12 protein-coding genes are annotated in these 13,524 nt (G+C 45.6%); 1 reads left to right on the top strand and 11 read right to left on the bottom strand.

Translation table 11 applies throughout. The features are described 5' to 3' along the window. Positions 1–77: 77 nt before the first annotated feature. The 4 genes from proB to ED312_RS16500 form a co-directional block, all read right to left on the bottom strand. Positions 78–848 carry a glutamate 5-kinase gene (proB, locus tag ED312_RS16485; RefSeq protein ID WP_123217119.1) on the bottom strand — a complete coding sequence of 257 codons (771 nt, stop codon included), beginning with the start codon at positions 846–848 and terminating at the stop codon, positions 78–80. Beyond that, positions 841–1,662, bottom strand: coding sequence for a pyrroline-5-carboxylate reductase (gene proC / locus ED312_RS16490; protein ID WP_123217120.1), 822 nt, complete (start codon positions 1,660–1,662; stop codon positions 841–843). The genes proB and proC overlap by 8 nt, the downstream gene beginning before the upstream one ends. 396 nt (positions 1,663–2,058) lie before the next feature. Next, positions 2,059–2,622, bottom strand: coding sequence for a porin family protein (locus tag ED312_RS16495; protein WP_123217121.1), 564 nt, complete (start codon positions 2,620–2,622; stop codon positions 2,059–2,061). A 120-nt stretch (positions 2,623–2,742) separates the two neighbouring features. After that, positions 2,743–3,273 carry a porin family protein gene (locus tag ED312_RS16500; protein ID WP_123217122.1) on the bottom strand — a complete coding sequence of 177 codons (531 nt, stop codon included), beginning with the start codon at positions 3,271–3,273 and terminating at the stop codon, positions 2,743–2,745. A 225-nt stretch (positions 3,274–3,498) separates the two neighbouring features. On the opposite strand from ED312_RS16500, the gene ED312_RS16505 reads away from it, so the two are divergent. Beyond that, positions 3,499–4,413 (top strand): arginase family protein, encoded by a 915-nt coding sequence (locus tag ED312_RS16505; RefSeq protein WP_123217173.1) that lies wholly within the window; start codon positions 3,499–3,501, stop codon positions 4,411–4,413. Positions 4,414–4,429: 16 nt separating this feature from the next. On the opposite strand, the gene rlmN is transcribed toward ED312_RS16505, so the two are convergent. The 7 genes from rlmN to ED312_RS16540 form a co-directional block, all read right to left on the bottom strand. Continuing rightward, positions 4,430–5,470, bottom strand: a complete 1,041-nt coding sequence (rlmN, locus tag ED312_RS16510) for a 23S rRNA (adenine(2503)-C(2))-methyltransferase RlmN (RefSeq protein ID WP_123217123.1) — start codon at positions 5,468–5,470, stop codon at positions 4,430–4,432. A 221-nt stretch (positions 5,471–5,691) separates the two neighbouring features. Further along, positions 5,692–6,741 (bottom strand): tRNA preQ1(34) S-adenosylmethionine ribosyltransferase-isomerase QueA, encoded by a 1,050-nt coding sequence (gene queA / locus ED312_RS16515; RefSeq protein WP_123217174.1) that lies wholly within the window; start codon positions 6,739–6,741, stop codon positions 5,692–5,694. A 180-nt stretch (positions 6,742–6,921) separates the two neighbouring features. Beyond that, positions 6,922–7,770, bottom strand: a complete 849-nt coding sequence (locus ED312_RS16520; protein WP_123217124.1) for a fructosamine kinase family protein — start codon at positions 7,768–7,770, stop codon at positions 6,922–6,924. Positions 7,771–7,828: 58 nt separating this feature from the next. Further along, positions 7,829–9,055, bottom strand: coding sequence for a 3-phosphoshikimate 1-carboxyvinyltransferase (locus ED312_RS16525; RefSeq protein ID WP_123217125.1), 1,227 nt, complete (start codon positions 9,053–9,055; stop codon positions 7,829–7,831). A gap of 60 nt (positions 9,056–9,115) precedes the next feature. Continuing rightward, a complete protein-coding gene (locus tag ED312_RS16530; RefSeq protein WP_123217175.1) occupies positions 9,116–9,442 on the bottom strand; it encodes a nucleotide pyrophosphohydrolase in 327 nt (108 codons plus the stop codon). Positions 9,443–9,444: 2 nt separating this feature from the next. Further along, positions 9,445–11,469, bottom strand: coding sequence for a DUF3857 and transglutaminase domain-containing protein (locus ED312_RS16535; RefSeq protein WP_123217126.1), 2,025 nt, complete (start codon positions 11,467–11,469; stop codon positions 9,445–9,447). A gap of 30 nt (positions 11,470–11,499) precedes the next feature. Next, a complete protein-coding gene (locus ED312_RS16540; RefSeq protein WP_123217127.1) occupies positions 11,500–13,413 on the bottom strand; it encodes a DUF3857 domain-containing protein in 1,914 nt (637 codons plus the stop codon). Positions 13,414–13,524 lie beyond the last annotated feature (111 nt).

The following is a 13,524-nucleotide window of genomic DNA, read 5'->3' on the forward strand; positions in this document are numbered from 1 at the left end:
TCGGAGTACGAAGTCAGAAGCGGAGTTAATGCATACATAATACTTCCGACTTCGGGCTCCGGACTTCCGACTGTTCTTTATTCCACGATGCGGGTCCCTACGTCTTTTCCTTCTACTATATCCATTATCACGCGGTTTCTTTTACCATTGGCAATATAGGTAGGAATATTTTTGGCCGCCGTATTCTTGGCGATCTTCAGTTTAGACGCCATACCGCCACGACCGGAGGTTTCCCCCTTGTCCGTTTCCTCGATATACTGCTCCACTCGCTGACCTACCCTGACTTCGGGGATCAGTTCGGAATCATCCTTATCGGGGTGACCGGTATAAAAACCGTCTATATCCGTAAGAATGATAAGCATATCCGCATGGATAAGTTCGGCGATGAGACTCGCCAGTTCATCGTTATCTGAGAACATGGAATGTGTTACGGAAACGGCATCGTCCTCATTGGCAATCGGTATAACACCTTCTGACATCAGTCCTTCGTAACAATTGATCATGTTCTTTCGGTGCTCTCCGGGATTAAAATCCCTCTTGGTGGCCAGCACCTGTGCACAACGCATACCGTAATCGTGGAAGAGGCTATAGTAATAGCGCATCATCCTCGGTTGCCCAATAGCGGAATATACCTGTCTCCGAATAGATTTGTTCTTAATTTCACTGTCTCCCAGTATCTCCCGTCCTGCATTGGCCGAACCGGAACTGACCAGTACGGTCATAATATCCTGTTCGTACAGTTCGGCAACCTGATCTACCAGTTTCTTTAAAATAGGCTGTACAATGCGATTGTCTTTGTTAATCATTACATTGGTACCTACCTTGACTACTATCCTTTTCTTATACATATTCCTTATTGTTTTCTTTACCCAGCTGCACTGCTCTCTCGAAAGCAGCGTGTGCCGCGTCCTTAATAAGCTCTTTTACATTGTTTTCTTCCATAGAATCCAGGGCTGCACGGGTAGTCCCTCCCTTGGAAGCCACTCTGTCCATCCACGCCGTGGGGTCGAGGTCGGAGCTGTTAAACAGTTCCACAGCTCCCTGGAAAGTCTGTGCCACCATAAGACGGGCATCTTTCTGGGAAAATCCCATTTTTACGGCAGCCTCCATCATAGACTGCATGAAATAGAATATGTAAGCGGGACCCGATCCGGAAATCCCTGTAGATTTGTCTATTTCCATTTCGTTGGCCAGAAGTATAGACCTCCCCGTAGTGTCAATAAGACGTTCTACCGTGAGCAACTCCAGCCTGGAGACCTGTTTTGATGCGGTAAAAGAAGTAAATCCGTGCCCCACTTTCGCTGCAAGGTTAGGCATGGCACGTACCACTTTTTTAATACCCATGGCCTCCTGCATGGTTTTAATGGTAACACCGGCCATAATGGAGATAAAGATCTGCCCCGGCTTTTTGTGCTCCCTGATCGCTTCAAAAAGTGCATCGCTGTTATAGGGTTTTACGGCGATGAACACAATGTCTGCCTGTGGCAGACAATCCTCAATTTTCTCATAAACGTCAAACTCGTCGTTTTTCCGCAGTGCATCGGTTTTCTCCCGTGCACTGTCTAAAATCAATAGGTCCTTTTTCTTTAATAAGTCTGATTGGGCCATCCCCTGGGCATACGTTAGCCCCATGTTTCCGGCGCCAATTACTAGAACTTTCATTTGATAAAGTTTTATAGTTATTATTTATATTTGCTTTTATACCCGCAAGGAACGTGCTGAATTTTGCCAAAAAAAAGAAAACCACTCTAAAACGGGAAAATCAAAAACACATAAGTTACTAAAAACAAGACAATTATTTGTGTTTGTTTATTTTTTTAACATTTTTAAAGAATTTTCTGTAGACTTAAATGCAGGTGGAAAAAGACCGCCATATATGCATAAACCTGAAAAAAAGGCAGGTTTTAACCTGTTTTTTAACATTTAGTTAACAAACAGTAAAGGTGTCAGGTTTATGACAATTGAGGATTTGCAGACTGCTTAAGAGTGGCCGCCGGGAAATAAAAAACGGGAATCCTTTCAGATCCCCGTTATTACTTTTTGTAAAAAGGTTGTTATCTAAAACCTGTAACCAAAACCTACCTGGAAGTTTCTTGTTTTTATATCTACACCCGAGAAAACTACATCTCCAAGATAAAAATCATCAATCTCTGATATATCAGTTAACCCCAGATTATATCTGGCGTCAAAAAAGAAACCGCTTGGCAGTTCATATCCTGCCCCGAAACTCAAACTGAAATTTGTTGTCTTAAGACCTTCCGTTCCACCATCCGCATCTACTAATATTCCTAATTGTGGACCAGCCTGTATATTAAAGCCTTCCACCACATAGAATTTGGCCAGTACCGGAATGTTTATATAAGAAATATCTCCGTCCTTAATTCCTTCGCTGGAAAAAAGGGCTTCGGGCTGAATATGAAATTTTTCGGAAATCCCGAAATCCGCAAGTCCACCGATATAAAACCCAGTTCTCCCATCAGGCGAACTGCTTCCCCAATTATCAATATTTGTTTTAATATTCGAGAAGTTCAATCCGGCCTTTACCCCAAAGGTAACATCCTGTGCGGCAGCATTGAATACAAAACCAAGGGCTATTACGGCAATGAGTAATAATTTTTTCATATTGATGAATTTTAAAATTAACGGGGCTAATATAAAGGATATTTTAATGTCGGGATATAAAAAAAGCGAAAGTCGTGTAACTTTCGCTTTCCGTTTATGCTGCTTTTTTCGGTTTCTTCCCTAGAAGAAAAGATATCCTACCGACAATTGGAATACGGAGTTTTTTACATTTTCATCGGAAACATCGCTAAGTCCAAAATTATACCTTCCTTGTGCAAAAAAACTTCCTATCTTATATTCAACTCCAACGGCCCCGCTCATTTCAAAGCTTTTTACATCCGTTTCAAGGCCTTCGAAATCATCCTTTACATTGATTCCGAACTGAGGTCCCGCTTGTACACTAAAGCCGTCCGTAAGATAATATTTTGCTAATACAGGGACATTCACATAATCCAGATTAAGATCGGCATCCGACAATTTTGCTCCCTGAGCAGAATACAATACTTCCGGCTGAATTGAAAATTTATCGGTCAGCCCCAATTCTGCTAATAAACCGATATGGAAACCAGTCCGCCCATCAAAGCCATCGGCATCATCCCCGTTTAAATTGGCAAAGTTAACCCCGCCTTTAGCACCGAAATGAACGGATTGTGCATTACCGTAAAGCGATACGCCGATAACGGCCATAATTACTAAAACAATCTTTTTCATCACTAATGGTTTTTGTGTTTTATAAAGTAAAGATACTTATATTTTGTTCCAAATCCACAAAAAGTGTATTATTTTTAGTACAGGTTTTTCCGAAAATGATAAAAAACTGACATACATCGGAATAGCAAAATTCCGGGAAGCGGATACGGGGATATGTACAGCTTTCCTATGGATGTTCTCTATATATTCTGTATATTTATCGATATTCAACATATTTATCTCACCATGAATCACAATATCAATATTATAGAATTTCCATCGAATTTGGGATTGAAAGAACCTGAACCGGGAGTGGAACCCGGGGTACGGAACTTACCGGACTGGCTTCGGGAAAACGGTTTTTACGATTTATTAAAACCTCAGCATATCTATACACTGGAACCTCCGCAGTATTCCATGAAAATGGACGAGGACGCGGGGGTGAGAAACAGCGAAGCTATTATCGGCTATGCCAAACAACAGGCGGAACTACTGGATAAGGTTTTTGACGAAGGCCCTTTTCCCGTTATCCTGGGCGGGGATTGCAGTATTATAATGGGGAGCGCCATGGCACTGAAGAAAAAAGGGAATTACGGTTTGTTTTACCTGGACGGGCATACGGACTTTATGCTGCCCGAACTGTCTCAGACCGGCGGGCTTGCCGGTATGGACCTTGCCGTGGTTACCGGCCACGGGCACCCGAAACTGACGGATATAAACGGACTGAAGCCTTATTTTAAGGAAGAGAATGTCTGGTCCGTAGGAAACCGGGAATACGAGGTGGACTATGTAGCCCCAATCCTGGAGTCCGACATACATTATTTTGACCTGGAGGATTTACAGGACAAGGGAACGGAACGGTGTACGAACGAATTCCTACAAATGGTAGAGGACAACAATCTTGACGGTTTTTTTATTCATGTAGATGCGGATGTGCTGGACGATATTATTATGCCGGCCGTAGACAGCCGGGCCAAGGACGGCCTCACTTATGCGGAACTGAACCACATCCTGGAGAAACTACTGGCCAGCGAAAAAGCAGTCGGTATTGAAATTACTATCCTCGATCCGGACCTGGATCCTACTGCAGAGTACACGAAAGAATTTATCGCTAACCTGGGGAAGTGTATCCTGGATGCCCGCAAATATCCGGATATGTAACCCGGGGGTATTCCGTTCAGGATTTGTTGGCCAGTTGCCCGCAGGCAGCATCTATATCTTTTCCGCGTGAACGACGAATGGTAACGGTTATACCGTTCTCTTCCAGCACTTCGCGGTAAAGCTCCAGCGCCGCAGGATCTGCCTGGGCGAAATGTTCGTCACCAATGGGGTTATATTCTATAATATTTACCTTGGAGGGTGCGAAACGGCAAAAGCGCGCCAGTGCTTCGGCATCTTTTCTCTTGTCGTTAATGTCTTTCCATACCACGTATTCGTAGGTGATCCTGCTTCTGGTTTTCTGATACCAGTATTCCAGGGCTTCCCGGAGTTCCTGTAAGGGAAAGTGTTCGTTAAAAGGCATGATGGAGGTACGCACCTCATCTAAGGCCGAGTGCAGGGAAACGGCAAGTTTGAATTTCACCTCATCGTCCGCCAGTTTCCTGATCATTTTCGGCACCCCGGAGGTGGAAACGATAATTCGTCTCGGGGACATGCCAAGACCTTCGGGAGAAGTGATCTTTTCAATGGCTTTTAATACGTTATTGTAATTCATGAGCGGTTCGCCCATCCCCATAAAAACGATATTGCTCAATGGCCTGCCGTAATACAAACGGCTTTCGTTATCTATGGCCACCACCTGGTCATAAATCTCATCAGGATTCAGGTTACGCATGCGTTTCAGGCGTGCCGTAGCACAGAACTTGCAGTCCAGGCTACACCCTACCTGGCTGGACACACAGGCGGTAGTACGGGTATCCGTAGGTATCAGTACAGATTCCACGATGAGGCCGTCGTGCAGGCGTACGGCATTTTTGATAGTCCCGTCGTTACTGCGCTGCATACGGTCTACCTCTATGTGATTGATCACAAAGTGGTCTTCCAGCATTTGCCTGGTGTCTTTGGAAAGGTTTGTCATTCCTTCAAAAGAATGTACGCCCTTGTTCCAGAGCCATTCGTAGACCTGGTTGCCCCTAAAGGCCTTATCGCCCCGGCTGGTAAAAAAATCGCGGAGCTGTTCTTTGCTAAGGGCCCGTATGTCTCTTTTTGTTGTCTGCATATGTGTGCAAAGGTAGTGAACTTATAGGTTACAGGTTACAGGTTGCAGGTTACAGGTTGCGGGTTGCGGGTTTGAGCAGGCGAGGTGGCTGAGTGCTTTCGCCCTTCCGGCGAAGTGTACCGAAGCCACCGGAGGCGGCTGTAAACCACAAATCCCGGGTTCCGTACATTTTGAATATGTTCCGAAACCCGGGATTCCGATATGGTACCTACTAAAGACGCTTACAGTATAAGCATGGCATCCCCGTAGGAATAGAATTTATATTTTTCTTTCACCGCTTCTTCATAGGCCTTCTTGATGAGATCGTGACCTGCAAAGGCAGAAACCATCATCAGCAAGGTGGATTTCGGTGTGTGGAAATTGGTTACCATACAGTCTGCGATACTGAAATCATACGGGGGGAAAATAAATTTATTCGTCCACCCTTCGTAAGGGTTCAGCAGTTTTTCGGAAGACACGGAACTTTCCAGTGCACGCATAACCGTTGTTCCAATGGCGCAAACTTTCTTTTTATTCCGTTTGGCCTCGTTGACTATTCTGGTCGCTTCTTCCGGGATAAGCAATTCCTCACTGTCCATTTTGTGCTTGGAAAGGTCTTCCACTTCTACCGGGTTAAAGGTTCCGAGTCCTACGTGGAGGGTAACTTCGGCAAACCGGGCTCCTTTGATCTCTAGGCGTTTTAACAGGTGCTTGGAAAAATGCAGCCCTGCGGTAGGCGCTGCCACCGCCCCTTCGTACTTGGCATAAATAGTCTGGTAACGTTCTTCATCCTCGGGCTCTACTTCTCTTTTGATGTATTTCGGAAGCGGGGTCTCCCCGAGTTCTTTCAGTTTCTGCCTGAAATCCTCGTATGAACCGTCATACAGGAAACGCAGTGTACGTCCCCGGGATGTCGTATTATCTATAACTTCGGCCACAAGGCTTTCGTCATCGCCGAAATAGAGTTTATTTCCTATACGGATCTTCCTTGCGGGGTCCACAAGAACATCCCACAAACGCTGCTCTTCATTGAGTTCGCGAAGCAGGAATACTTCTATCCTGGCCCCGGTCTTTTCCTTGTTACCGTACAAACGGGCCGGGAACACCTTGGTGTTGTTCAATACCATCACATCGCCTTCATCAAAGTAGTCGATAAGATCCTTGAACATCTTGTGCTCTATAGTGCCGTCTTTGCGGTTTACCACCATCAGCCTGGCTTCGTCCCTGTTTTCGGAGGGGTATTCTGCCAGTAATTCTTTCGGAAGATCAAAATTAAAATGAGATAACTTCATGTGCTTGATTTTTTTTACACCGGTATCGCCGGCGCATTCTCCTCCCGCCTTGCCCGGGATTCGTTTGTTCTGGATTTTTTTACGAAGCTGCAAATATACGACCCCCGGACAGGGGTTGTCAAGGAAATGGTCAAATTTATTTGGAAGACAGGCACTTCCCCTGTAAAACACCGGAAAACTTCAGGAATATTTATCTATGATCCGCCGCACCCCCAGCTGGTACCCGGAACCGAACAGATTGAGATGCACCAGCAAATAATACAATTGCCATATATCGAGGCGGTCACCCCATCCTTCACTGAGCGGAAAAACCTCGTTATAGGCATCCGTAACCGTTTGCGGAAACCCTCCGAAAAGGTGCATCATGGCGATATCGGTCTCACGGTGACCGTAGGCCACGGCAGGGTCTATCAGGCAGGGATTGCCGTCCCTGCACACCAGGTAATTGCCATTCCACAGGTCTCCGTGCACCAATGCCGGGCGCTCGTCCGGAATTACTTCCTGCATGTTTTTATACAGGGCATCGGTCTGAAAACGGTATCCCTGGTCGTATGCCATACGGAACTGGGGTTGCAACCGCTGGCTGATATAGAACTCCACGGCGTTTTTACACCGTTCGTTATACTGGGGCAGGCTGCCTATGTAATTGGAGTTTTCAAAACCGAAACTGTCTGAGGTATTCCCGTGCAATGCGGCCAGTTGTCTCCCGAACACATGCCAGAAATCAGGCGCCGGGGTCCCGGCTTCCATATGTTCGAGTATCAGATAGGCTTCATCTCCTTCCTCTCCGTGTGCTATAACCGCCGGGGTGTGCATGGCCCCGGACCTGCTCAGCGTTCCCAGTCCTTTCGCCTCGGCAGGGAACATCCCCGGATAGCGGGAGGCACTGTTGAGTTTCAAAACAAATTTTCCGGAAGCGGTATCCAGCAGGTATACTTCATTGATATCTCCCCCGGAAAGCGGGGTAGTATTGCGTATTTCGGTCTGAAGAACCCGGTTAAGCGAATTTCTGACGGTATCGGTAATCATTACTCGGGGTGTTTTAGGATGTGTGCAAAGGCAGACGGGAGCCTGCCTTTACAGAATTTTATACGGTTTCTGCCTGAAAGTGTAGTTTTTCCAGATCTTTCCAGAAGTCCGGGTAGGATTTACTCACCACTTCAGCCTCTTCAATGACAAGCGGCACTTTCAGTCCCAGCGGGGCAAAGGCCATAGCCATACGGTGGTCGTTATATGTAGGAATAGCTACATTTTTGTTAATGGCCCCGGAAGGTTCAAGGAACAATTCGGCATCCGTTACTTTTATGGATGCGCCCAGTTTGGACAACTCGGTCTTCAGGGCTTCGAGCCTGTCTGTTTCTTTGATTTTCAGGGTATGCAGCCCTGTCAAATGGCACCCCAGTCCCATACCGAAACAGGTAACTGCTATGGTTTGGGCGATATCGGGGGCATTGGCGAGGTCAAAACGGATATCTCCTGCGGTATGGCGCCCCTTTTTCCGCAAGGTTACCGTATTTGCCTTAAAGGTGGTTTCTACACCAAAACTCTTATAGAGTTCTGCGAGTACACTATCGCCCTGGAGACTGGCTTTCTTGTAGGCGGAAAGGGATATTTCCGTTCCTTCCTCGCACATGGCTACAATACTGTAAAAATAGGATGCCGAACTCCAGTCCGACTCTACCGTAAGAGTAATGGGGGCAACCTCTTCTTTCGGAAAGACCCTGATTGTGTTTCCTTCGAAAGAATATGTTACCCCGATCTCACCCAGCAGGGCGAGGGTCATTTTTATGTAAGGTACAGAGGTGATTTTTCCTTCCAGGGTAAGTTCGAGTCCGTTCTTCAGTGTAGGTGCGATCAGTAAAAGTGCGGAAATATACTGGCTGCTCACATTGGCCTGTAAAGACACCTTGTTTTTTTCCAGCCGCTTTCCCTTTATTTTCAGGGGCGGGTAACCTTCTTCCGCCACGTATGTTATTTCCGCACCGAGTTGTTTCAGGGCATCTACGAGTATTTTTATCGGTCGCTCTGTCATTCTCTTAGACCCGGTAAGGGTTACTTCCCGGCCTTCGCGGGTTGCAAAAAAAGCGGTGAGGAACCGCATGGCGGTACCGGCATGATGTATATCTGCTACTTCAGCACCGGAAGCCAGCGCTTTCTGCATGACACCGGAGTCGTCCGAATTGGAAAGGTTCTCGATTTTTATCTGCGGATACAGGGCCTGTAACAGTAATAAGCGGTTGGATTCGCTTTTGGACCCGGTGATCCGTATGTCGCCATTGATCCTGGTCCGGGGATTGGAAATTTTGATGTTCATTAGATTTTTCGACTATCTTTTCGGAAACGCACGGCCGTGCGTTTTTACCTGGATTATAATTTATTTTAATTTTTCATTGTTGTGATGGCGGTCGTGGTCGCGTCTGGTCTTTTTGTCCATCTTTTTGTCAAAGGCCGCCTGCAGGTCTATACCGGTCTGGTTGGCCAGGCAAAGGACCACAAAGACCACATCGGCGAGTTCTTCTCCCAGGTCTTTCTCCTTATCGCTTTCTTTCTCGCTCTGCTCTCCGTACCTCCTGGCTATAATGCGGGCCACTTCTCCCACTTCTTCGGTAAGCTGGGCCATATTGGTCAATTCATTAAAATAACGTACTCCATGCTCTTTTATCCATGTATTTACTTCCTGTTGGGCGTTCTTTATATCCATGATCATATTTTGGTTAACACTATTTTTTCTGTTTCTTTTTCCACAAGCTGTTTAAAAAATTCTTTGACGGCTCCGTAATATACCGACGATACTATGGCGGAGTTCATTTCTGTCTGTACCATAACCTGTATGATATCTCCCGTCTCGTTTATATTAAACAGAAAGGAACCGAGATCATCGGGTAACATCACCCTGGATGGCTCGGGGAGTATTTCTGTTTTATACCCGGAAGGGATACGGATATTGATAATGTATTTATCCGCCCAGGGATATGAAAAATCTATGGGGTACTCCCGGTTATCCAGCTTAAACGGATTTTCTTCCGTAGCAAAGAATAACATAGGCGAAAGATACACTTTATCTGCTATACGGTCACAGGCATTTTCTTTGGAAAAGCTAAAAGTTTCTACTATGGGTTTGGTTATATCGTCTTTATTTTCCAGTTTGTACCCGGATATTTCCATGCCGTTATACGTATTTTCGAGATTCTCGAGATATTCTTCTTCGTTTGCAGTATAGTATTTTTGGCGAAATGACAATGCGTGATGATCGGTAAACTGCTTTCTGATCCTCCCTTCTGCAATGCCATCTTCGGTAATATCATAATTTACGGATACGAGTTCTTTGGACATCTCTTTCGGGGTAAGGTCGATCTCTTCGGAGGAGCCGTCTTTTTGTATCAGTCTTCCCATCCAGTTATGTGCCCTGGGAGGCAGCATACCGGGGGTACTGAACTTGGCAGTACCGTCGAGCAGTACGGTCCCGTTGTCCAGGGAAACTGCACTGACTACATAATTAAACCCTTCGCGGGTGGGAAAGAGCGGGATGCCGTGCGACCGGGTACTCACCAGAACGGGATTGGCATCCAGCCCGGCATGACGAAGCATAGCGGTAAGCATCAAATTGATTTCCGCCACATTGCCCGTTTTATCCTTGTACGCTTTTCGCACGCCATCATCGCAATAATAGCCGAAATAGCCGTTCCAGTTCATCCTGTTCTTCACATACCGGAAAATAATGCTGGTTTTCTGCAACGGATCGGAAACTCCTTCAAGAAGCGAATTGATGTCATTTTCAAAATAGCCCGTCTTCTTCACTTCACTTCCGAAGGCGGGGTTATCGTAAATGCTTTTGGCTACATCTGTCCAGGTTGTGGAGTAATAGTCGATGGGGGAATTAGGGAATTTTACGTATTGCAATTCGTATTTTATGGCCGACCTGTAATTATTGATATTGTTTACATAGGGCTCTTCTTTGAGTGCAGGCACATTTTCCAGGTCTATTTTGGAGACATTGGTGGTATAATCCACTTTATTGTTCTCGTATTTTGTCTGGGTCGAGGTAAATCCGCCACCGCCGGACCGTACTTTATTCGTAAAGTTAATGGACCCCCTCTTGGTTTCCGAAGCTATCTGAAAGGGATAGTATCCTTTCATCAACGGTTTGAAGACAAAATATTCCGGGCTTTCCACCTGTACTTCTATTTTCCGTACCGGGACCTCATATTGCAGGGCTATTTCATCGATATTGGACAGGTAAGGAGAGGTTATGGTATAATCATACTCTACAACGGAACCCGGCCGGATATCCGGCATGGTGAATTTGGTACTACTCCAGTAGCGGGATTCTTTTTCATCAAAAATGTCACTCTTTTTCAGTTTTGTTTCTTCTATCTTTCCGTTGTTCAGGTTATAGGTAACGGCTTTCAGCGAAGTTACTTTTTCTTCATTTCCACCACCCGGGGTGTAATACATGATTTTTTTCGTGGCATGGTCAAACCCTTCCTGGTTATAGAGTTTTATGCGTTCCTGTACATCCGTAATCAATACAAAACCGTTATTGCTGTCATAACGGTAATACACTCTTATTTTTTTATATAATATGGCGGCATTGGCGGATGAATCCTGCGGGTAAACTTTTTCTTCCAGCTCTGCTTCGGATACTTTCCCAAACTTATAATTCTGGGCCAAAGTAAGGTTCAAAGGGAATATCCCCAGTAAAATCAGATAGAGTAAAATTCTTTTCATATCGGTGAGTTTTGTGTGTTTGTGCGGTGGTTACTGTTTTAACAATACTACTTTCGACCGGTCCGTATGTGCCACTTCCTTCCGGAAATCCCTGTACGCGTCGTATTCTTCTTTAGGATATACCCCTTTGCGGACCATTAACTTTCTCCTGTATATAAGCACGTTATCGCCCGTTTGTTCTACTTCCATACTATACTCTCCGAAGGGGCTCTGCAGGGACACTTTTTCCGGAATGGCTTCTACCGCATATCCTTCCGGCAGGTTCACCTTAAATTCGTCTTCGTCCAAAAACCCCCTGCTGATCTCAAAAGGCAGTTTTCTGTTCCGGTAACGGTCCGGCACAAAATCATTACGGTTGAATGCATTGATAACAAAGAGCAGCCTGTCTCCGCTTCCGGATGCATAACCGGAAGCTTCTACCTGTACCTCCTCGGTAAATTCCACGTTCTTCTTATTGTTTTTAAACCCGTACTTATTGACTTTGAGATTGTTTATTGTATTCCAGTACTGTTTGTATCTCTTGATAATGTCTTCGTCCGTTTGCCTGTCCAGGTATACCCTCCGGTCGTACTGAATGCCCCCGGTAACAATACTGAGGTCTCCGCGTAACATACCTTCTGTATCCAGGCTGTATTCGGCAAGGGTATGCTGGTAATTCTGCTCATTTATATATGCCGCTGTCTTCACGACTTCACCTCCTTCGGGCTTCATTACCAGGACCTCCCGGTCATCGGTAAAGTCTCCCGTAAAACCAAAAGGGTGAACCTGGCTTGTACAATCGATCCAGACAAATTTATCATTGTCCGGAATGGCCAGGATGGCATGATTTCCCTGTGCCAGGGAGGCAAAATCCGGTTCAAATCCTATTTTATCATCTCCGGCCTCTACATGCGTGTAATACGATTTCACCCCGGCAACTTCCAGAAGCCCTTTAGTATAATTGGATAATCCTTTACAGTCGCCGTACTTTACCTTATCTACTTCGGCAGCCATAATGGGCTGCAAACCGCCTATGCCCACCTGAACGCTGATATAGCGGGTATTGTCCTGTACATATTTATACACAATCTCAGCCCGTTCCAGCGGATCTTCCACTCCTGCGACCAGAGCTTTTATTTTTGCTGCCGTAGTTTCGGGGATTTTGTCCCTGCCCTTCAGGAGATCTTCATACATCCAACGGCCCAGCTGCTCCCAGTTTTCAGCTTCCCCGTCATAACCGTTCAGATGAAATTTATCAATGGCAACCATTAATTTCGGGGCCAGTTCCGCGAAAACAGGACTCAGGCTTTCCTCTTTTACCGCCTTTATGGATTTTCCGTGAAATTCGATCCCCTGCTGTGTTTCTTTCCTTTCGATCCCGTATTCTTCCAGGTGTTTTTCTTTAAACCTGGGACGGAACCGGTTTTTGTCATACTGCAAGCTATAACGGCTTTCTTCGGTACTCACATTATAACCGTCCAGGAAATACCAGGAAGGGATAAGCCCGGTATTAGGCGTTTGCACTTCATAGGTAAATTCCATTGTATAGGGATAGGTGACGGGCACATAATCCAGATAAAGGACCCTATGGTCCGAATAGAGCGTCCCACGGATTACGGCACTGACATCTTTGAAGTCCTTTTTACGGAATTTGGCTATTTCTTTACCAAAAGCATCGAAAACCAATGCCCCGAGGCTTTTGACTTTTCTGCCGTTGTCATAACCTACGGAAGCCCGTACATAGCGATTCCCTTTTTTATTGAGTACGGTAACGATCCGTTTCTGCCTGATCACCATATCCTTCTGCGACCGGATCTCTACCTGGTATTCATCCAGGCGAACTACAGCATCTGCATATTCGGTAAGTCCTTTGTCGAGTAACAGGGCCTGGTATTTATCGGCCTGTGCTTTTACGGTAAGTGAACAAGTGAAAAAACAAAGAAGAAAAAAAGCAGAGATATTCATATTGTCCCGGTGTCCTGTTTTGTTAATATTTTCTAAAAATAGAAAAATCGGGGGAGAGATTTATACGTTTTTCCGTAAAAGCATGGTTCTCTCCGGCAAAAAGCAGAAACC

Source organism: Sinomicrobium pectinilyticum, from assembly GCF_003725735.1.
GTDB classification, from domain to species: Bacteria; Bacteroidota; Bacteroidia; order Flavobacteriales; family Flavobacteriaceae; genus Sinomicrobium; species Sinomicrobium pectinilyticum.